The sequence below is a fragment of the Muricauda sp. SCSIO 64092 genome (genome assembly GCF_023016285.1).
Classification (GTDB): Bacteria; Bacteroidota; Bacteroidia; order Flavobacteriales; family Flavobacteriaceae; genus Croceivirga.
Genome location: NZ_CP095413.1, coordinates 5,653,394 through 5,674,309, shown reverse-complemented (window position 1 = coordinate 5,674,309; position 20,916 = coordinate 5,653,394). Strand labels below are relative to the sequence as shown.

Here is a 20,916-nt window from a genome sequence, read left to right as displayed (position 1 = left end):
CAATTAATGCATGGATACTGGTCTTTACAATTTTGGCAATGGCCGGAATTTTGTTTTTGCCAGTTTTTTCGCATTCCATCATCAAATATGGCCAACAGCGTCCAAGTACCTAAAAAAATAGAAAATCGGCATTGGTTGAATGGTTTGAATTGATGATAAAAACACGATTGGGGGAGGAATTTCAAGATAATGAAATCTTTAAGATTACTTACAAAAAAATGCAAATAAATCTTTGGTTATGGAAGAAAATACCTATAAAGAGCAGGGAAATATGGAGAACAGTAGGGCAACACTTCCCAGTTTGTGCAGTTCCTTATAATAACGGTAAAATAAGGACCAATTTGAAAAAAAATATTGGTGTAATATCGCCCTGGAAGGTCTTAATCATACTACCCAAACTTTTCCCTCCTATAAAACTGGTTCAATTCAGGGGTAGTAGCAATACCTTATTATCAACACAAAGGCGGCACCGGATAATGGCAGTACCGCCTTTTTAACGTTGAAAACATGTTCTTGATTGATGAATTAAAACATGTTCTTGATTGATGATTTGTACCCTAAGGACGAGTGATTTTCCAAAGTGTTACAGTTGATGTCAAAAAAATTCAAAAGTTACAAATAACACAATTTGTTAATTTTTTAAAACTTCAGTTCCCACTACCTTCGTATTGGATAAACAGATTGCCTACATTTGTATAAATGCAATAATAGGTATGGTCTTTAAAGGAATACAGGAAAAGTTTAAGGCAAAATCTGGACATAAATATCTTGAGGACGAACTAAAAAAGCCAAGGTTTGTAAGGGATAAAAAAGGGGTGTCCAGTATTGCGTGCATAGTGGACATGGATAAGTTTAGAAATGCCGAAGTCTTTCAGTCCCTTATACAGCAAATGGGACTTAAGCCCAATGCAGTACATGTAATGGGATATAAAAGAGGGCAGGACAAATACGGGATGTTTTCCATTCCCTTTTGTACGGATAAGGACTTAGGCTGGAACGGTTCAATTGAGAATGGGGACTTTTCCGAGTTTTCAGGTAGGGAATATGACGTATTGGTCAATTACTTTACCGACGATCGATTGGTTTTAAAATTGATGTCCACTAAAATCAATGCCCGAATTCGGGTTGGACTAAAGGAAGCTGATAATACAATGAATGACCTGATTTTTGATTGTGGTTTGAGTGACTTTAAAACCTTTAAGACCGAGTTGGAGAAATATTTAAGAATTTTAAATGAATTGGGATAATGGAAAGCTTAGTTGGAACAGGTGTAGCATTGGTCACTCCTTTTAGGACGGATCTGTCAATAGATACCAAGGCATTGGAGAACCTTGTGGAGCATTGTATTTCCGGTGGCGTGGATTATTTGGTGGCTTTGGGCACCACGGCGGAGTCGGTTACCTTGACAAAAGAGGAAAAACGCCTGGTCATGCAGACCATATCATTGGCCAATGCCGGCCGCTTACCACTGGTGGTAGGTGTTGGGGGCAATAACACCATGGCCGTGGTAAAAGAATTACAAACCCTGGATTTCATGGATTTTGAGGCCATACTATCAGTTTCCCCGGCTTACAATAAGCCTACCCAAGAAGGCATATACCAACATTTCAGGGAAATTTCCAAAGCTTCTCCCTTGCCCATTATTGTGTATAATGTACCGTCCAGGACGGGTAGCAATATGTTACCAGGTACAACGATTCGCCTGGCCAAGGATTTTAAGAACATCGTTGCCATAAAAGAAGCATGTGCCGACCAAATTCAGATCGATCAGTTAATGCAGCAAAAACCCGATGGTTTCCATATTATTTCGGGGGATGATTTTACTGCGCTTTCAACCGTTTTAGCTGGAGGTTCCGGGGTTATATCCGTATTGGGACAGGGACTGCCCGAAGCTTTTTCCCGTATGATCAGTCTTGGATTACAGGGCGATTCGGAGCGCGCTTATGGCATTCATCAAACCCTACTGGACGGGATGCACCTCATTTTTGAGGAAGGAAATCCTGCCGGCATCAAAACGGTATTGGAATATTTTGGCCTGGGGGGTTCGCAAGTGCGACTCCCACTTGTTTCCGCCAGTACGGCACTCAAAAGTAAGATCAATCGGTTCCTGGGACAACTGCAGCATGTAAATGCCTAAGAAGTTAAATTTTGCCCAAAAATTCCTTTTGGGTTTTTTAAGACTGATTTTTATTGGCAAATTGGGTTTTAGTAATCAATGGATAATTACTAATTTTGCCGAATGTTTTTGAAAATGAGGTCGTTTTATTTCCTACTTCCAATAGCTATTGTCTTTTTCACTTCTTGTAATGAGTATCAAAAGGTACTCAAAAATGAAGATGTAAAGGCAAAATACGATTTGGCGGAAAGGTATTACAATGAAGGGGATTTTAAACGCGCAAACCGCCTTTTTGAGCAGATTGCACCAAGATACGTTGGGAAACCCCAAGGGGAGCGGGTCATGTTCTTTTTTGCAGACTCGTATTTTAAAACGGAACAGTATTACTTGGCGGGCTATCAGTTTGAGCGTTTTATCAAATCCTATCCCAATAGCGAAAAATTACCGGAAGCCGTCTTTTTGGAGGCAAAGAGCTATTACCAGCTCTCACCAAGATATTCCCTGGATCAAACTGATACCGATAAGGCCTTGGCCAAACTTCAGAATTACATCAATACCTATCCGGATTCCGAATTTTTTGCCCAAGCCAATGAGATGGCCCAGGAACTCACCTTTAAAAAACAAAAGAAGGAATTTGAAATCGCGAAACAATTTGATAAGTTGGGCGAATTCAATTTCCCAATATTGATTTCCTCCATTGCAGCGTTCAACAACTTTGTCCTGGATAATCCTGGTGCGATATATAGGGAAGATGCCTTCTTCTACCGCTTGAAATCCGAGATGACCCTGGCCAGGAACAGTACCGCCTTTAAACAAGAAGAACGTTACAAAGAAGCCTTACGATATTATGAAGCTTTGATAAAATCTTATCCTGAAACAAAGTATAAGAAAGAAGCGAGCAGTTATTACGAAACCATTCAAAAGCAATTAGAATTGCCTGTAGAGGCGACATCAAAATAAATTCCATTTACCGTATGAAGGATTTAAAAAACACAAAGGCCCCAATTTCCACCGTTACCCATAACCGCAATGAGTTTGATGGCAAAACGGACAATATCTATGAGGCCATTTCCATTGCCTCCAAGAGGGCCATTCAGATCAATTCCGAAATAAAAAAGGAATTGTTGGAGAAATTGGAAGAGTTTGCTACCTATAGCGACAGCTTGGAGGAAGTTTTTGAAAACAAGGAACAAATTGAAGTTTCCAAATTTTATGAAAAACTTCCTAAACCACATGCACTTGCAGTACAAGAGTGGTTGGAGGATAAGATTTATTACAGAAACACGGAGAAGGACGCATAGATGCTAAGCGGAAAAAACATCCTTTTGGGCATTACCGGGGGGATTGCCGCGTATAAGACATCGTTCTTAGTAAGATTATTGATAAAAGCTGGTGCCAAGGTCAGAGTTGTGATGACCCAAAGTGCCAGCTCTTTTGTTACCCCATTAACGCTTTCCACCCTATCCAAAAATCCGGTTTTATTGGATTTTATCAACCAGGAGGATGGAAGTTTATCATGGAACAACCATGTGGAATTGGGACTTTGGGCAGATATCATGTTAATTGCCCCGGCAACGGCAAATACCCTTTCCAAAATGGCCAATGGTACCTGCGATAATTTATTGTTGGCAGCCTACCTATCAGCAAAATGTCCGGTCTATTTTGCCCCGGCAATGGATTTGGATATGTACCAACATTCATCTACCAAGGCGTCCTTTAAAAAGTTGCAGTCCTTTGGGAATATCATGATTCCTGCAGAATCCGGGGAACTTGCCAGCGGATTGAGCGGGGAAGGGCGGATGGCAGAACCCGAACATATTGTCCATTTTATGGAATCGCATCTAAAGGAAGGGCAGCCATTGTTTGGAAAAAGGATACTGATTACCGCCGGGCCCACCCATGAACCCATTGATCCGGTTCGTTTTTTAGGGAATCGTTCCACGGGAACCATGGGGTTGGAATTGGCGAAAAGGGCAGTGGCCTTAGGTGGGGATGTAGTTTTGATCATGGGCCCAACCACCTTGGCCATAGAAGGTGATGCCATGGAATTGAAACGGGTCACCACAGCAGAGGAAATGTACCAGGAAGTACACAAACACTACCCAGAAGTGGATATTGCCATTAGCGCTGCTGCCGTTGCGGACTATAGGCCCAAAGAGGTTTCCAATCAAAAAATAAAAAAGAAGGAAGCCCAGGGAATGACCATGACTTTGGAGCGTACCAAGGACATCCTGCTCTCCATGGGAGAAACCAAAAAACAGCAATTTATTGTTGGGTTTGCCCTGGAAACCCAAAACGAACTGCAGAACGCCAAGGATAAGTTGGTTCGAAAAAACTTGGATGCCATAGTCCTAAATTCACTAAATGACCAAGGGGCCGGATTTGGTGTCACGACCAATAAAATCACTTTCTTCGATAAGAATTCGGTCTCAAAAACGTTTAAGGTAAAAGACAAGTCCGAAGTAGCTTCGGATATTTGGGAAGAAATCATCCAAAGGATTCATGCATAAGTTTTTTATCATCGCTATTCTCTTTATGGGCCCAATGGTGGTCCAGGGCCAAGAACTGGATTGTGAGGTTACCGTGAATTCCGATCAGGTCAACCAAACGAACCAGCAGATTTTTAAGACCTTGGAGCGTTCGTTGAATGATTTTGTCAACAAAAACAAATGGACAAATCGGGTCTATGGGGAAAATGAGCGCGTAAGTGCACGTATGTTCATTACGGTCACGGAATATGAATCGGATAGATTTGAGGCCAGTATCCAAATTCAATCATCCCGTCCCGTTTATAACACATCTTACGAAACTTCAGTATTCAATTATAAGGACAATGCCCTTAATTTTATATATCAGGAGTTTGAACCATTGGTGTACAATCCCAATTCCTTCGATTCCAATTTAATAGGTGTGATATCGTATTACGTCTATATCATTTTGGGGCTGGATGCAGATACCTACAGCCTGCAGGGCGGTGATGAGTACTACCGTTTGGCACAAAATATCGTTACTCAGGCACAAGGCACCAATTTTGGGGGGTGGGCACAACAGACCGGGGAACGCACCCGATTTGAATTGGTGGACAATTTATTGTCCAACACCTTTAAGGAGTACCGCATCGCGATGTACAATTACCACCGTAAGGGCATGGATGTCTTGGCCGATAACAATAGTACGGGAAAACAAGTCATTGCGGGAAGCCTCCGGTTGTTCGAAACCTTGATAAAACGCAGGCCCAATGCCTTTCTCATCCAGACTTTTTTTGATGCCAAAGCAGAGGAGATCAGCAACATATTTTCCGATGGTCCCAAGGTGGATATTGTTAAGCTTAAAGAAAGTTTAAATAAGGTTGCCCCATTTTATTCCACTACTTGGAATGAAATCTCGTATTGATCGTGAGTTCAATATCTTTTGATGGTTATCTTTGCTAGCCTAAATAAAGATAGGTGCTAGTCCAGCTTTCCATAAAGAATTTTGCCCTTATTGATGACCTTAATGTATCCTTTGATGCCGGTTTTACCACAATTACCGGTGAAACCGGAGCAGGGAAGTCCATCCTTTTGGGTGCCCTTTCCTTGGTTTTGGGAAAGCGTGCCGATTTATCTTCCCTAAAGGACGGTTCCACCAAATGTGTCATTGAAGCTGAATTTGCGATCTCCAACTATAACTTAAAACGTTATTTTAAGGACAATGACCTGGATTATGGGCAGCAGACCATTATGCGAAGGGAAATATTGCCCAGCGGAAAGTCCAGGGCCTTTGTGAATGACACGCCAGTTACTTTGGACGTCCTATCCACTCTGGGAAGGCTGTTGGTGGACATCCATTCCCAACACCAAACCCTACAGCTTACGGATAATGCCTTTCAATTTCGGGTAATTGATGCCTTGGCGGGCAATACGGACCTATTGGATAATTACGGTGCCAGGTTGCATGAATACCATTTGGCGTCCAATGAACTGGAACGCCTAATTGCCCATAAAAACGAAGCTGAAAAGGATTTGGATTACAATTCCTTTTTATTGCAGGAACTGGAAAATGCCACATTGAACCAGGGTGTTGTGGAAGAATTGGAGGCCGAATACGAAGCCTTGAACAATGTGGAGAGTTTAATGGAACTCCTGTCCAATTCCCATCAATTATTGAATGAAGAACAAATGGGCATACTAAGTTCCATGACACAGCTTAAACAATTGACCCAGAGGCTCAGTGAATTTGGAAAAAAGTACGGAAACCTCAATGATAGGGTGCAGTCCATTGCCATTGAGCTTGCGGATTTGGGAAATGAACTTGAGAACCTCTCGGAAGCCATAGAGCCAAATCCAGAACGTTTGGAGAAGGTAAATGGAGAATTACAATTGCTTCATGACCTGTTTAAAAAACATCAAGTAAATGAAGTGGATGAATTATTGGCCATTAAGGAGGATCTAACGCAAAAGGTGGGGACCTCGTTGAATATTGATGACACCATCCAACAAAAGGAGTTGGAGGTGACCCAACATAAAAAAGACCTTCAAGAAGTTGGGACGGCCATTAGACAGCGCAGGCAAAAGGCCATTCCAATGCTGGGGAAGAAGTTGACGGAACGTATTTCCTCCCTGGGGATGCAAGCGGCTTCATTCAAAATTGAACTATTTCCCTTGGAAGACTTCAAACGAAATGGAATGGATGGTTTGCGGTTTCAATTCTCTGCGAACAAAGGCTCCCAATATGGAGAGCTAAAAAAAGTAGCCTCGGGCGGGGAGCTTTCACGAATTATGTTGGCCATCAAATCCATATTGGCCTCCTATGAAAAATTGCCTACCCTTATTTTTGATGAAATCGATACCGGGGTTTCCGGGGAAATCTCAAATAAGATGGGGGAAATCATGAAAGGGATGGCACATAACATGCAAATGTTCTCTATTACGCATTTGCCGCAGGTTGCCTCCAAAGGGGAGCATCAGTTCAAAGTGTACAAAGAGGAAATCGGAAATACCACTTCAACAAAAATGAAACGATTGATTGGGGATGAACGCGTTCAGGAATTGGCTGAAATGTTAGGAGGGAAGTCGTTTTCGGACTCAGCGGTTTCCCATGCCAAGCAGTTGCTATTTGAGAATTAGGATTGGAAGGGCGGACACCCCATCAAAGACTTTTAACAACTTTTGAAATCCATATCTTTGCAGCACTAAAACCGACAAACAATGGGGCATAACTTATTGAAAGGAAAAAAGGGAATTATTTTTGGGGCTTTGGATGAAAACTCCATTGCCTGGAAAACCGCTGAACGCGTGCATGAGGAAGGTGGGGAATTTGTGTTGACGAATGCACCTATCGCCATGCGTATGGGTCAAATAAAGGTCCTGGCGAAAAAAACAGCTTCAGAAATTATCCCCGCAGATGCGACCAATGAAGAAGATTTACAAAATTTAGTTTCCAAATCCATGGAACTGTTGGGAGGAAAACTTGACTTTGTCCTGCATTCCATAGGGATGTCCGTAAACGTTCGAAAAGGCCGTCATTATACGGATGAAAAATATGATTTTACCACTAAGGGATGGGATGTTTCCGCACTTTCGTTCCATAAAGTGATGCAGACCTTGTACAAAGCCGATGCCATGAACGAATGGGGAAGCATCGTGGCCTTAACTTATATGGCAGCACAGCGTACATTCCCGGATTATAACGATATGGCCGATAATAAGGCCTATTTGGAATCCGTTGCCCGCAGTTTTGGGTACTTTTTTGGCAAGGAAAAGAACGTAAGGGTGAACACCATTTCCCAATCACCAACGCCCACTACGGCGGGGCAAGGGGTAAAAGGTTTTGATGGTTTTATTGCGTATGCGGAAAAAATGTCGCCTTTGGGAAATGCTACAGCCGATGATTGTGCAAATTACACGGTGAGCTTGTTCTCGGATCTGACCAAAAAGGTCACTATGCAAAATCTCTTCCATGATGGTGGTTTCTCCAATACTGGGGTCAGCCAGGAAGTGATCGATGTTTTTAGCGAATAATACATGAAGTCTTCCTAAAAAGCCATCCCATTGAGGATGGCTTTTGTATGTTTACCTATGGATCGATTGCACTTTTCCTTTATCATCCCCGTTTATAACCGACCGGATGAAATCCAAGAACTACTGGAAAGTATGGTCCAAATGGATTATAAGGGGGATTTTGAAGTGGTCATTGTAGAAGATGGCTCCACAAAAACCTCGGAAAAGGTATTGGACAATTTTAGTGATGGGCTACAAATTTCATACTATAAAAAGGAAAATACAGGTCCTGGGGATTCCAGAAATTATGGAATGAAAAAAGCCAGGGGCAACTATTTTATTGTCCTGGATTCGGACTGTATCCTTCCCCCACAGTATTTGGATGAAGTGGATCGGGAGCTTGGACAGGATTTTGTCCATTGTTTTGGGGGAGCCGATGCGGCCCACCATTCCTTCAGTAAAGTTCAGAAGGCAATCAATTACGCAATGACATCGCTTTGGACCACAGGGGGTATTCGCGGCAGAAAAAAGACACTTGGGAAATTCCAGCCCAGAAGCTTTAATATGGGTATTTCCCAAGAGTTGTTCAAAAAAACCAAGGGGTTTGGTAGCATTCATCCAGGAGAAGACCCGGATTTGACTTTTCGTATTTGGAAAGCCGGATATAGGACCCGATTTTTCCCTAATGCCTTTGTCTATCATAAACGAAGGATAGATTGGGGCAGGTTTCACACTCAGGTCAAAAAATTTGGCATGGTAAGGGCCATTTTAAACCAATGGCATCCAGAAACGGCAAAACTTACCTATTGGTTTCCTACGTGTTTTATGGTCCTACTATTCACTTCCATAGTATTGATGATTTTGGGATGGTGGCATTTTAGCGTGCTTTTTGGACTGTATTTCCTGCTTATTTTTATAGACTCCCTATTCAGGAACAGGAGTTTGGTCGTAGCCCTTTTGTCCATTGTGGCCGTTGTTGTTCAGTTTTTTGGTTACGGCCTGGGTTTTCTTAAATCAACCATCTTACTTAATTTTAGTCCTAAAGAACCTGAAAAGGTATTTCCTAACTTGTTTTTTAAAAAAGGGTGAGCAGTATAAAAAGCACTTTTGGCAAATTGAACCAAAGGAAACTAAAGGTTTTCCTGCTGTTTCTGCTTTGTTCTTTTTTGGCATGGGCCATTAGTAAACTATCGGAAGTCTATGAATCCAGGGCCAACTTTAGGATTGTACACCAAAACATTCCGGATAGTTTGCTCTTGAACCGCAATTCCAATAGGCTGTTGACCGCCAAGATAAAAGCCAGTGGTTTTCAATTTTTGGGGTATTCCCTAAGTCCCAAATCGATAGTCTTGGATTTGGGCGGGGTTCTTGAGCAGGAAGGGGAATACTTCTTGACCGCAAATACCGTTAAGAATCAGATGGAACGGCAACTGCCCAATAGTGTTTCCTTGATGGAACTGGATGCCCCCATTTTCTATACGGACCTTTATCGGGTGGATTTCAAGCACGTTCCGGTTTTGCCCAAGATAAACCTGCGATTGGCCCAGAACCATTTGCTAAAAGGGCCGCTTAAAGTAAGCCCGGACAGCATTAGGATCAGGGGCCCCAAGAAGCACATCAGCAAGGTCAGGGAAATTTCCACGGTCCCTTTTGAGCTAAATGAGGTTTCGACCAATTTTTCAAGGGAACTGGCTTTGGAATCCCTGGATTCCCTGGGCAATATTGTAATTGATACAAAAAAGGTAACGGTTTCAGGGGAAGTAGTACGGTTTTCGGAAAAGGAGTTTGTTATTGGGATAAAAACACGCCATGTTCCGGAAGGTTTTCGTTTAAGGACGTTTCCCGATCATATTACCATCGTATGTAAAGCAGGGATTGAACAGTTGAAAGACCTGAAGACGACGGATTTTGAAGTTTTCGTGGACTATGATGCCCTTGTAGATAAAAAATACCTTTTCATTGAATTGGAAAAGAAGCCCGACGATGTATTTTCAGTACGATTATTGCAAAATAGGGTAGAGTTTGTTTTAGAAAAGATATGATAGTAGGGTTGACCGGTGGTATGGGGAGCGGCAAGAGTACCGTTGCCGCATTTTTCAGGGAATTAGGGGTTCCCGTCTATGATTCCGACGAAGAGGCAAAGTTGTTAATGGTTGATTCAGAAGAGGTTAGGAAAGACATCGTCCAGCTATTTGGCCCTGGGGCCTATCATGGGAAAAAGTTAAACAAAGCGTTCATTTCCAAAATTGTATTTAATGAGAAGGAAAAGCTAAAACAGTTAAATGCCGTGGTCCATCCAGCAGTACGAAAGCATTTTTTAAGTTGGGTCCAGAGCAGGGATTTTCCCTATGTGATTCAGGAAACGGCTTTGATTTTTGAGAACAAAGCGCAGAAGAACTACGACTTGGTTATCCTGGTAACCGCTCCGGAAAAGGTTAGAATTCAAAGGGTTATGGATAGGGATGCCATGTCGGAAGCACAAATTAAGGCGCGATTGGGAAATCAATTGTCAGATGAAAGCAAGATTCCATTGGCGGACCATATGATTGAAAATATTGATTTGGAGCAAACCAAAAAGGACGTTGGAAAGCTCCACAAAACAATTTTGACAAAAGCTTTAAAAAAATCATGACTTTAACATTTTTGTTAATGATAGGTTAAACGCCCAAGGCGCTGAATGTTAAATTTTTAATTTTGAGTAAATGAACAAGAGACGATTCGTTCTTCTGGTCATTTTGATGAGTCTCTCACTCGTCGGTATTATTTCAGTACAGGTTTATTGGATTCAAAAATCGGTAGACGACAAGCGGGAGCAGTTTTCAAATACGGTCGAAGATGTTTTGGGAGAGGTGGCCGATAGGGTTGAAAGTAGGGAACGCAAGGACTACGTGGACCGCGTGGCAGAATTGGTAGACAGTGTTGAACAGCCTAAATCAGCTCATTTACGAAACATATTCTTCGTTGATCGGGATTTGAATTCTGACGAAATCAAGTTTTATTCCCATGGTATATTGGAAGAAAGCTATGATATTTCGTCCATGTTCTTTGACAACGCTTTAGATGATTCAACAACGATAAAGAATTTTACCAGTAGACGTACATCTGCCATTTATAAGGAAGATTATGGGTTGGATGGGAAACGTTATGCGTTGACACCCATTCAAAGGGTGGAAAAAATAGGTGGGCTTTCGGCAATTGACAAAGCTGTCTATGAGGATGTTTTTAGTGAAATGGCCAAAACGGTGCCCATTCATGAGCGGGTATCCAGACAGGAGTTGGAACTTTTGCTGAATCGGGAGCTTGAAAATAGGGGCATCGCCATCGATTATGAATATGGAATTTATAGTCGTGGTTTCCCCACAAAGGTAAGGTCCAAAAAGTTCAAATTTGATAAGGGTACAATTTATAGGACCCTAATTTTTAGGGACAGCGAGGGCCAGACCAACTTTTCATTACTATTGAGTTTTCCCCAAAAGAAAAAATTCCTGCTCAGCAGTATAATGACCATGGCCATTTTATCCCTATTGTTCACTTTGGTCATTGTGGTGGCGTATTCCAGTGCAATTTATCAATTGATACAGCAGAAGCAGATCTCGGAAATTAAATCGGACTTCATTAACAATATGACCCATGAGTTCAAAACGCCGATTGCTACGATCAACCTGGCAGTAGAGGCCATACGAAATCCAAAATCCATGGGAGATGCGGACAAGTTGACGCGTTATTTGGGAATGATACGGGATGAGAACAAACGGATGCATGCACAAGTGGAAAATGTACTGCGTATTTCAAAGTTGGAAAAGAATCAGTTGGATATCAATAAGGATCGCGTAGATGTCCATGACATTATTACCGATGCCATGGCCCATGTAGAATTGATAGTCCAGGATAGGGGAGGTTACATCCATACACATCTGGATGCGGAACGTTCGGATGTTTTGGCCAATGATGTGCATTTTACCAATGTCATTGTAAATATTTTGGATAATGCCATCAAGTATTCCCCTGAATCCCCCAAAATTGATGTATTTACGGAGATTGCAAAAAATTTCGTGGTCATCAGAGTACAAGATCAGGGGGCAGGGATGAGCAAAGCGGTCCAAAAAAGAATTTTTGAAAAGTTTTACCGGGAACATACCGGGAATATACATAATGTAAAAGGCCACGGTTTAGGATTGGCCTACGTGAAAAAAATAGTAGATGATCACCAAGGTGAGATTTATGTGGAGAGTGAAAAAGGGAAGGGAAGTACTTTCTTCATAAAGCTACCTTTAATTTAAATTGTATGGAAACAGAGAATAAAAAAATATTGTTGGTAGAGGATGACCCAAATTTTGGAATAGTATTAAAGGACTATCTCCAAATGAATGATTTTGATGTTGTTCTTGCCAAGAACGGGATGGAGGGTTTTGAAAAGTTTAAAAAAGACAACTTTGATGTCTGTATTTTAGATGTTATGATGCCCTACAAGGATGGCTTTACCCTTGCCAAGGAAATCCGTGAGAAGAATGAAAATGTACCCATTATCTTTTTGACGGCAAAAACCATGAAGGAAGATGTACTCAAGGGCTACAAAGCTGGTGCGGACGATTACCTGAACAAGCCCTTTGACTCCGAGGTACTGCTCATGAAACTCAAGGCAATACTTCAACGAAAGGCATCCAATTCATTGGCCGACAGTAAGCAGTTTGAATTTCAAATAGGGAACTTCCATTTGAATTCCAAACTACGCTTCTTAAAATATATGGATGAGGAACCCATAAAATTATCACCAAAGGAAAACGAACTGTTACGACTTTTGGCACTTCATGAGAACGACCTAATGCCCAGGGAATTGGCGTTGACAAAGATTTGGAGGGATGACAACTATTTCACCTCCAGAAGTATGGACGTATATATTGCCAAATTGCGTAAATACTTAAAGCGTGATGATGTGGTTGAAATATTGAATATTCATGGGGAAGGCTTCCGTCTGGTCATAAAAACGGAAGGTGAAACCATGTAGTGGTACGCAAAAGCATAGACTAAGACCGCTCCTTGGGGCGGTCTTATTGTTTTATGGAGTTAATCATCCCGTTCCGCGGCACCCGCCAAAGGCCACAACAGGGTCGTACTGCTGCCAAAACCCAACTTCAACTCTTTAGGACTTTAAGTTCATCTTTCCAATACATTAAGTTCATCTTTCCAATACATTAAGTTCATCTTTCCAATACATTAAGTTCATCTTTCCAATACATTAAGTTCATCTTTCCAATACATTAAGTTCATCTTTCCAAGACATTAAGTTCATCTTTCCGAGACATTAAGTTCATCTCTCCGAGACATTAAGTTCATCTCTCCGAGACATTAAGTTCATCTCTCCAAGACATTAAGTTCATCTTTCCGAGACTTTAGGTTAAACGCTCTAAAATCTTACGTTCATCGTGGTAAAACCATGGTTTAACTGCTATATCCACTGCTCCACCATCCCCAAAAAAGCTAGACAGGGCTGTACTGCCAGGGCGTAACAAACCATAAAAGTTTAGTTGAAGCTATGGACGTAAGTTTTGGTTTTGTTGTTATCGAGATTTCTCACGTACGTTCGAAATGACCTTTACTTTGAAAACGGCATTTCGAAAGAGGAAAGCGACTGAGAAATCTAACCACCAAAGGCGGACGGTGTACCGCTTCAGCGTCACCATTTTAAAAGTTTTGCAGTTGATATGCAGCTACTTCGCAGGGAGAGCTTCCATCCAATGAACTGAAGAACGATCTATACGTAGTATAAATGAAATATACACTAACTTTACGATGGATATAAAAGAATATGCGATGGACATCGAGGCAACAAAACTGGAGCTGATGCACCTACTCTTACAGACACAGAAGGAAAGCCTGTTGGCCAAGGTTAAGAAAGTGTTCGAAGACGAGGGCATCGACTGGTGGGACGATATGGATGAGCAGGAACGCCAAGAGGCCATGACGGGACTGGAACAGGCAGATAAGGGAGAGTTTGTTCCACATAAAAAAGTAATGGAACGCTTCAATAAATGGCGTTGAACATCAAATGGACACCACAAGCAGAAAAAGGACTTGATAAGGTTCTGGAATACCTTGAGGAAAACTGGACGGAGAAGGAGGTATTTAACTTTGAAAAGAAAATTGGAGAACTCACCGAGCGAATCTCAAAATATCCGAAAATCTGCCCACCATCCGGAAAACGACCGGACCTTCGCAAGGGACTTGTGGATAGGAACAACTATATCATTTACAGGATACATCCAAAGAAAAAACCATAGAAATCATCAACTTCAGGGGAACCAAACAAGGGCCGTTGTCCTAGAGCCCCCAGTACAAAAAAGCCCACACCGCCCATACTTCAAAGAGACCCTCTATCCTTTTTACCCTTCCGTTCTCTAGGGCCATGCTACTACTTATTCACAACGAGCAGGGTAGAGAGTTAAGAAACAGCCCATAAGCATTGATACTTCGACTATAATTGGTCCAGCAGTTTTTGGATAATTTGGGATGGGGTGTCCCTTATGGACACTTTTATGGCATTCTCCGGTTCCTCCAAGGTTTCAAATTGGGACTGAAGCAATTCCAAGGGCATGAAATGCCCTTTTCGTTGTACCATTCGGGTTTTTACCTCTTCAAAACTGCCTTCCAAAAAAATAAACTTCAATTGGCCCATTAAGCCATCGTTCAAAATAGCGCGATAACTTTTTTTAAGGGCGGAGCAAGCTACGACTGCCCCGGATTCCTTTCTGGATTTCAACAGTTGGTTCAATGAAACCAGCCAACCATGGCGATCCTCATCATTGAGTGGCTGACCGGACTCCATTTTTTCGAGGTTTGCCCTGGGATGGAAATCATCCCCATCAAAAAAAGGAATACCAACGGCCTCTGCCAATAGCTTGCCGATAGTGGTTTTACCGGTTCCGGATACCCCCATGATCACATAAAGTTTTGGTTCATGCATGGGAACGTTCTTTTAAAAGGAGATCTACGCTACTAATGAATTCGGTTTCGGACAACCTATGGTCCAGCCAAACCAGATGTTCATTTTTCCTGTACCAGGTCAATTGGCGTTTGGCAAACCTTCTTGTGTTTTTTTTTATTTCCCCTACGGCTTTTTCCAAGGTAATCTTTCCCTCAAAATAAGCAAACAGCTCTTTGTATCCTACGGTGTTGAGTGCATTTAACGTGCTGTGCTTGAACAATTCCCGGGCCTCTTCCAATAATCCATCTTCCATCATTTTGTCCACGCGCCTGTTTATGCGCTCATAAATGACATTCCTTTCCGCATCAATACCAATAAGTATGGGCGTAAACCCCCGTTCTTTTTTCTTGCCGGCCAGAAACGAGGAATAGGGTCTTCCGGAGGAAATACTGATTTCCAATGCCCTGATCAATCGATGCGGGTTCTCCAAATCCACTTTTGCATAATAGTCAGGGTCCAATTCCTGCAGCCTGTCCTGCAAGGCACCTATCCCTTCTTTATTAAAAACCGCATTTAACCCATGTCTTAAGCTGGGATCGGTTTCCGGGAAATCATCAAGCCCGTATAAAACCGCATCCATATAGAGTCCGCTTCCCCCCACAAGCAGCACAACATCATGGGAACGAAACAGTTTTTCCAATAAAAGAAGGGTATCCCGCTCAAAATCACCCACGGAATAGGAATCAAAAATACTGAGATGTTGAATAAAATGATGTTTGACCTGGTTCAATTCCTGGGGTGAAGGGACGGCGGTACCAATATGCATCTCTTTGAAAAACTGCCGTGAATCCGTTGAGATGATTTCTGTGGAAAAGTGTTTGGCCAATGCAATGGCACGTGCCGTTTTTCCAATGGCCGTTGGGCCAACGATGGCAATGACATATTTGGCCATTAGTCGACTTCTTCTAGTTTTTCACCGCATTTTCTGCAATAGACCGCATCTTCCCGAAGTACTTCCGTCGCACAATTGGAGCAACATCTTCCCTTATCATCTTCGATCCTTTCCCTCGCCGATGCATATTCTGCGGAAACAATACCCGTTGGGACTGCAATAATGCCGTAACCGATGATCATAATGAAGGTGGCCAGGAACTGCCCAAGACCGGTTTCCGGGGAAATGTCCCCATAACCTACGGTGGTAAGGGTAACAATAGTCCAATAGACACTATGCGGAATACTGTTAAACCCATGTTCGGGACCTTCTATCAAATACATCACGGTTCCCAAAAGAATAGAGACCACCAGCACAAAAAAGATAAAAATGAAAATTTTTCTTTTACTTGCATTTAAGGCCTTGATCAAATTGTTTGAAGCGCCCGTGTACCGGACCAACTTCAATATTCTAAAGATGCGCAGTAATCGTAATGCCCTAAATGCCGTAAAATACTGGGTTCCCACAAAGAAGAAGGACAAATACTTGGGTATGGTGGAGAGTAGGTCCACTATACCGAAAAAACTGAATATGTATTTGCTGGGACGCTTAATGCATATGATCCGTAGAATATATTCAATGGTAAAAAGGATGGTCACCACCCACTCCGAAATATTGAAAAATTCATGAAACCTTTCGTCATAACGGGGTATACTCTCCAGCATGACCACAATAACACTGTAGACAATAACGATCAATAGAATGATATCGAACCATCTCCCTGCGGTAGTATGCGTGCCATAGATGATCCCGTGTAATTTCGCCCTCCAGCTTTTATTTGGCTTATTGTATTTCAAACTTGTTTACGATTCCAATTCAACTATTTGAATTTTATACTTCCTTAGATAGGATTCAATGATGAATGTGGTATTTGGGTTTCCCTTCATTGGGGTAATTATGGATTCTAATATAGGAATATTATTGATTTGATGGTTAAGATCGGCATATCCAAAGCCTTGGAAGGTTCCATTTTTGATGAAGAAGACACTTTTTTCTCCCAGTTGCCGCCCCTTGTCCAAAAGGGCCAGTGTCCTATTTTGGACGCTGTGTTTTTTTTCTATTTCCGTGATGAGTTCATTGCGTTTTTCGGGCTCAATAAGGGAATCCAACTGATATTTTTTCAAGACTTCGTTCAAAAAATTCCTGGAGGCCTTTAGGGAATTAAAACTACTTAGGCGTCTGGCGTGTCCGTTGGCCTGCTCTGCTCTTAAGGTAAGCATGCCATTTTTATCCTTTGCGATATATACGCCGTGGGAAAAGCATTGGTCCTTTATTTTTTTATTGAACTTGGGTTTGTTCTCCTGCAATTCCACCCCTTCTTTTAAAATTGCGGCCAATTCACTTCCCGTGCGCTCAAAGGTTACTTTTTTGGTCTCTTTTTGAAGTATACGTGCCAATTGCCCCTCATTGGTAAAATGTTGGTTGACCCTTTTTTTGATATTTTTTGTTTTTCCCAGAAACAGGATGTCCCCATCTTTGTTGTGCATGTAATACACGCCCGTTTCCGAAGGTAGGCTTTCTACAATATCCAATTGTTTTTCGGTCAATTCTCCCAGGGTTTCTGCCCTAACGACTTCTTTTACAATGGATTTATCTATATCCTTTGCCAGCAAAAGCTTAAAAAGCTTTAATGTGGCCAAGGCATCGCCATTGGCCCTATGTCGGTCGCTTACGGGAATGCCCAGGGAGCGAACCAGCTTTCCCAGGCTGTGGGATTCCGCATCGGGAAGTAATTTTTTGGAAAGATCTACGGTGCAAAGGGTCTTTCGTTCAAAATTATAGCCCAATCTTCTGAACTCCGTCCTTAGGATACGATAGTCAAATTGGGCGTTGTGCGCAACTAAAGTAGTGCCCTGGGTTATTTCTATGATTCGCTTGGCCACTTCATGGAACTTAGGGGCAGAACGGAGCATCTTATTGTTTATTCCGGTAAGCTTCACCACAAACGGTTGGATTTCCCGCTCCGGATTTACCAAACTTATAAAACGATCCACCGTATTTTCACCATCAAAACGATAGATGGCAATTTCCATGATGCCTTCTTCATTGTACTTTCCTCCAGTACTTTCTATATCCAGAATGGCGTACATTCAAAAGTTTTAGGGATAGTTGCGAACTCCAAATATACTACTTCCAATACGTACCATGGTACTTCCTTCCGCAACCGCAATCCCATAATCCCCGCTCATACCCATGGAAAGCGTGTCAATTCCTTGAAGTTTTTGTTGAAGGGAACCAAAAACGGACTTTAAAAACCGAAACTCTTTTCGGATTTGTTCGGTGTTTTGGGTAAAAGTGGCCATTCCCATCACGCCCTTGATCGTTACGTTTGTGAGTTCCTGAAATTCCGGTGCAGCCACCAATTGTTCCAATTCTTCAAGGCTTAGGCCGAATTTGGTTTCCTCTTCGGCAATATGGATCTGCAATAGGCAATTGATATTTCTTTGGTGTTTTTTAGCCTGTTTGTCAATTTCTTTAAGAAGTTTAAGACTGTCCACGCCATGAATCAGGGAAACGTATGCGGCCATATACTTTACCTTATTTCGTTGTACATGACCGATCATATGCCATTGGATATCCTTGGGAAGGGCTTCCCATTTTTGGGTCATTTCCTGAATTTTATTCTCTCCAAACACCCGATGTCCTGCCTGGTAGGCGGCTAAGATGTCATCCAAAGGCTTGGTTTTGGACACTGCGACCAAGGTCACAGTATTGGGTAAGGTTTGCCTTATGGTATCCAGATTTTGTTGTATTGACATTGGGATCGATCTAAGTTAAATCTCATAAATGGTTAATCCACTGCGTAATTTGGGTTCTATATAGGTGCTTTTTGGGGGCATGACCAGATTGGCATCTGCAATGGCCTTTATTTCTTCCATGGTTATCGGTACCAGGCTAAAACCAACCGAAAAATCCCCATTATCAATACTATCCTTCATTTTTATGAGGTTGTGCTTCCCGTAGCCATAGGAAATACGTTTGTCATTGCGCAAATCCCGAATCCCCAAAATAGGCTCCAAAATGGTTTTGTATAGAATATGGGTGTCCAATTCACTCAGGGCATCGGTAAACCCATACACTTGTTTCCTTAGGTAAAGTGAATAGAACTCCCCCTCCAAATACATGCTAAAATGATGCTTCCTGGTAGGTTTATACAGCCCATCGTCCCGTTTTTCAATTCTGTAGTGGGCATCCAACTTTATAAGGAATTCCTCCTTGGTAAGGCCATTAAGGTCCTTTACCATTCTGTTGAATTCGTAGATCCGTATTTCTGATTCAGGAATGAGGTAGCTCAGGAAAAAGTTATAGGGCTCCGTACCGGAATGCCGTTCGTTTTCCGCCTCTAAATCCTTGGATAGTAAATTGGACGAGGCACTCCTATGATGGCCATCCGCAATATAGATTATATCTATTTTTGCAAAGGCCTTTTGTAGATTGACGATTGTGGCCCGATCGGTTACGCACCAGAGCCGATGCCTTTTTTTATCGGGCGTCGTAAAATCATATTCGGGCGTTTTTTCAATTTTTTTGGCAATTAGGTTTTGAATGGTATCATTCTGCGGATAGGTTATGAGAACGGGCTCCGCATTAAAGCCCACCGATTTTAGGTAATTGGCAAAGAGGAGTTCCCTTTTGTGGATGGTATCCTCGTGTTTCTTTATGACGTCATTCCTGTAATCCAAAACACTTGTGGCGCAAAAAATCCCTAAGGTCGTAAAGTCTCCTTTTTGAACCTGATAAAGGTAAAAGGATTCTGCTTTGTCCTTGACGAAGATTTGTTCTTCCAAAAATTCCAGATAACGATTTCGGATCAATGTAAATCGCTCTTCGCCAAAAATGGTTTTCTGAAACTTGTATCCGGGATTGATGATATGAAGAAATGAGAAAGGATTGTACTTCAAGTGATAATTCCTTTCCTTCTTGTCGTATTCCTCATAGGAACGGGAAGCAACAAAGGCGACTTTGTCCTTAGCGGGCCTTATGGCTCTAAAAGGTTTAATGACTGCCATTGATCAGGCAAATTGATTGGAAACCTTTTCGGCTTTTTTGGATTCCGAATAGTCATAAAACCCTTCTCCGGATTTCACCCCGAGTTTTCCGGCGGTAACCATATTCACCAATAGGGGACAGGGTGCGTATTTGGGGTTTTTAAATCCATCGTACATGACGTTCAATATGGACAGGCAGACATCCAAACCGATAAAATCCGCCAATTGCAAGGGACCCATGGGATGTGCCATTCCCAGCTTCATTACCGTGTCTATTTCAGTTACTCCGGCCACTCCATTGTACAAGGTTTCAACAGCCTCATTGATCATGGGCATTAAGATACGGTTTGCCACAAATCCGGGATAATCGTTCACCTCAGTGGGGGTTTTGCCCAGTTTTTTGGACAAATCCATTATGGTCTGCGTTACTTCGTCGGAAGTGCTGTACCCACGGATGATCTCCACCAATTTCATGATGGGTACTGGATTCATAAAATGCATTCCAATGACCTTGTCGGCCCTTTTGGTGATTGCGGCAATCTGGGTGATGGAAATGGACGACGTGTTGGTGGCCAAAATGGCACTCTTTTTGCAGATGGAGTCCAGGTCCTTGAAAAGCCTGAGCTTTATTTTTAAGCTCTCGGTCGCCGCCTCGACCACAAGGTCCACGTCCTTTACCCCGTTTTCCAGATTGGCGAAAGTGGTAATGTTGGAAAGTGTGGCCTTTTTTACTTCTTCCGAAATACGCTCTTTGGCCAGCATACGGTCCAAATTTTTGGCAATAGTGGCCATTCCCCTTCCCAGGGAATCCTCAGAAATGTCCACCAGGTTCACGGAATATCCATTTTGTGCAAAAACATGGGCAATTCCGTTCCCCATGGTACCTGCTCCTATAATCGCTATTTTATCCATTTCCTGAT

General features: G+C 42.2%; 22 protein-coding genes. 15 read left to right on the top strand and 7 right to left on the bottom strand.

What is annotated here, in order from left to right:
- The first annotated feature begins 713 nt into the window (after window positions 1–713).
- From L0P88_RS23825 to L0P88_RS23755, 15 genes are all read left to right on the top strand, one after another.
- Window positions 714–1,247: a DUF6913 domain-containing protein gene (locus tag L0P88_RS23825; RefSeq protein WP_247132587.1), complete on the top strand. Its 534-nt coding sequence runs from the start codon at window positions 714–716 to the stop codon at window positions 1,245–1,247.
- Window positions 1,247–2,137, top strand: coding sequence for a 4-hydroxy-tetrahydrodipicolinate synthase (gene dapA, locus L0P88_RS23820; protein ID WP_247132586.1), 891 nt, complete (start codon window positions 1,247–1,249; stop codon window positions 2,135–2,137). Before L0P88_RS23825 ends, dapA begins: the two co-directional genes overlap by 1 nt.
- A gap of 102 nt (window positions 2,138–2,239) precedes the next feature.
- Window positions 2,240–3,076, top strand: coding sequence for an outer membrane protein assembly factor BamD (locus L0P88_RS23815; protein WP_247132585.1), 837 nt, complete (start codon window positions 2,240–2,242; stop codon window positions 3,074–3,076).
- 14 nt (window positions 3,077–3,090) lie between these two features.
- On the top strand, window positions 3,091–3,417 hold the full coding sequence (locus L0P88_RS23810) for a DNA-directed RNA polymerase subunit omega (RefSeq protein ID WP_158777915.1): 327 nt from the start codon (window positions 3,091–3,093) through the stop codon (window positions 3,415–3,417).
- Window positions 3,418–4,626: a bifunctional phosphopantothenoylcysteine decarboxylase/phosphopantothenate--cysteine ligase CoaBC gene (coaBC, locus tag L0P88_RS23805; protein WP_247132584.1), complete on the top strand. Its 1,209-nt coding sequence runs from the start codon at window positions 3,418–3,420 to the stop codon at window positions 4,624–4,626.
- A complete protein-coding gene (locus tag L0P88_RS23800) occupies window positions 4,619–5,509 on the top strand; it encodes a DUF4835 family protein (protein WP_247132583.1) in 891 nt (296 codons plus the stop codon). Before coaBC ends, L0P88_RS23800 begins: the two co-directional genes overlap by 8 nt.
- A gap of 53 nt (window positions 5,510–5,562) precedes the next feature.
- Window positions 5,563–7,221 carry a DNA repair protein RecN gene (recN, locus tag L0P88_RS23795; protein ID WP_247132582.1) on the top strand — a complete coding sequence of 553 codons (1,659 nt, stop codon included), beginning with the start codon at window positions 5,563–5,565 and terminating at the stop codon, window positions 7,219–7,221.
- A gap of 81 nt (window positions 7,222–7,302) precedes the next feature.
- Window positions 7,303–8,115: an enoyl-ACP reductase gene (locus tag L0P88_RS23790; RefSeq protein ID WP_247132581.1), complete on the top strand. Its 813-nt coding sequence runs from the start codon at window positions 7,303–7,305 to the stop codon at window positions 8,113–8,115.
- A 57-nt stretch (window positions 8,116–8,172) separates the two neighbouring features.
- The gene (locus L0P88_RS23785) at window positions 8,173–9,183 is read left to right on the top strand and encodes a glycosyltransferase (protein ID WP_247132580.1); all 1,011 of its coding nucleotides are present in this window, start codon (window positions 8,173–8,175) and stop codon (window positions 9,181–9,183) included.
- A complete protein-coding gene (locus L0P88_RS23780) occupies window positions 9,180–10,136 on the top strand; it encodes a CdaR family protein (RefSeq protein ID WP_247132579.1) in 957 nt (318 codons plus the stop codon). The genes L0P88_RS23785 and L0P88_RS23780 overlap by 4 nt, the downstream gene beginning before the upstream one ends.
- On the top strand, window positions 10,133–10,726 hold the full coding sequence (gene coaE, locus L0P88_RS23775; protein WP_247132578.1) for a dephospho-CoA kinase: 594 nt from the start codon (window positions 10,133–10,135) through the stop codon (window positions 10,724–10,726). The genes L0P88_RS23780 and coaE overlap by 4 nt, the downstream gene beginning before the upstream one ends.
- Window positions 10,727–10,796: 70 nt before the next feature.
- Window positions 10,797–12,374, top strand: coding sequence for a sensor histidine kinase (locus L0P88_RS23770; RefSeq protein WP_247132577.1), 1,578 nt, complete (start codon window positions 10,797–10,799; stop codon window positions 12,372–12,374).
- A gap of 5 nt (window positions 12,375–12,379) precedes the next feature.
- A complete protein-coding gene (locus tag L0P88_RS23765) occupies window positions 12,380–13,099 on the top strand; it encodes a response regulator transcription factor (protein ID WP_158777907.1) in 720 nt (239 codons plus the stop codon).
- A gap of 785 nt (window positions 13,100–13,884) precedes the next feature.
- Window positions 13,885–14,133, top strand: coding sequence for a hypothetical protein (locus L0P88_RS23760; RefSeq protein ID WP_247132576.1), 249 nt, complete (start codon window positions 13,885–13,887; stop codon window positions 14,131–14,133).
- On the top strand, window positions 14,124–14,372 hold the full coding sequence (locus L0P88_RS23755; protein ID WP_247132575.1) for a type II toxin-antitoxin system RelE/ParE family toxin: 249 nt from the start codon (window positions 14,124–14,126) through the stop codon (window positions 14,370–14,372). Before L0P88_RS23760 ends, L0P88_RS23755 begins: the two co-directional genes overlap by 10 nt.
- A 194-nt stretch (window positions 14,373–14,566) precedes the next feature.
- Here L0P88_RS23755 and L0P88_RS23750 read toward each other — a convergent pair whose 3' ends face one another.
- The 7 genes from L0P88_RS23750 to L0P88_RS23720 are packed head-to-tail and all read right to left on the bottom strand — an operon-like array spanning window position 14,567 to window position 20,908.
- Window positions 14,567–15,055, bottom strand: coding sequence for a gluconokinase (locus L0P88_RS23750; protein WP_247132574.1), 489 nt, complete (start codon window positions 15,053–15,055; stop codon window positions 14,567–14,569).
- Complete coding sequence (gene miaA / locus L0P88_RS23745; RefSeq protein WP_247132573.1) at window positions 15,048–15,968, bottom strand: tRNA (adenosine(37)-N6)-dimethylallyltransferase MiaA; 921 nt, start codon at window positions 15,966–15,968, stop codon at window positions 15,048–15,050. Before miaA ends, L0P88_RS23750 begins: the two co-directional genes overlap by 8 nt.
- Window positions 15,968–16,804: an ion transporter gene (locus tag L0P88_RS23740; RefSeq protein WP_247132572.1), complete on the bottom strand. Its 837-nt coding sequence runs from the start codon at window positions 16,802–16,804 to the stop codon at window positions 15,968–15,970. The genes miaA and L0P88_RS23740 overlap by 1 nt, the downstream gene beginning before the upstream one ends.
- 6 nt (window positions 16,805–16,810) lie before the next feature.
- Window positions 16,811–18,097, bottom strand: a complete 1,287-nt coding sequence (locus L0P88_RS23735; RefSeq protein WP_247132571.1) for an exonuclease domain-containing protein — start codon at window positions 18,095–18,097, stop codon at window positions 16,811–16,813.
- Between the two features lie 9 nt (window positions 18,098–18,106).
- A complete protein-coding gene (locus tag L0P88_RS23730) occupies window positions 18,107–18,766 on the bottom strand; it encodes a YggS family pyridoxal phosphate-dependent enzyme (RefSeq protein WP_247132570.1) in 660 nt (219 codons plus the stop codon).
- Window positions 18,767–18,781: 15 nt separating this feature from the next.
- Window positions 18,782–20,017, bottom strand: a complete 1,236-nt coding sequence (locus L0P88_RS23725; protein ID WP_247132569.1) for a DUF1015 domain-containing protein — start codon at window positions 20,015–20,017, stop codon at window positions 18,782–18,784.
- Between the two features lie 3 nt (window positions 20,018–20,020).
- Complete coding sequence (locus L0P88_RS23720) at window positions 20,021–20,908, bottom strand: 3-hydroxyacyl-CoA dehydrogenase family protein (protein WP_247132568.1); 888 nt, start codon at window positions 20,906–20,908, stop codon at window positions 20,021–20,023.
- Window positions 20,909–20,916: the final 8 nt, after the last annotated feature.